This is a genomic window from Bradyrhizobium sp. sGM-13, from assembly GCF_018398875.1.
Taxonomy (GTDB): domain Bacteria; phylum Pseudomonadota; class Alphaproteobacteria; order Rhizobiales; family Xanthobacteraceae; genus Bradyrhizobium.
Map to the genome: position 1 here is coordinate 1 of NZ_JAGWDK010000358.1, position 257 is coordinate 257.

Below are 257 nucleotides of genomic sequence, written 5' to 3' on the forward strand. Positions count from 1 at the left end.
GCACGTCCCCCGCTCCCCTGAGGTCCAGATCCCGCGCACTGATCGCGAAACCCGCGCCCGGTCTGTTGAATTCCTCCAGAACGGCCAATCGCTTCTCAGATCGCTCCGACTCCGAATCGGTCAGCAAATGCGCAAACGCGCGTATCCCGCTGCGGCCCACCCTTCCTCTGAGCTGATGAAGTTGCGCAAGACCGAACTTTTCGGGCCAACAGACCACGATCGTGTTTGCACGTGGGATATCGAGACCGCTCTCTACG

1 protein-coding gene is annotated in these 257 nt (G+C 60.7%); it reads right to left on the minus strand.

Features of this window, described 5'->3' with window-relative positions:
• Nucleotides 1-257, minus strand: a 257-nt coding sequence (locus KJQ96_RS41265; RefSeq protein ID WP_249735124.1) for a helicase-related protein, incomplete at both ends; no start/stop codon positions are given.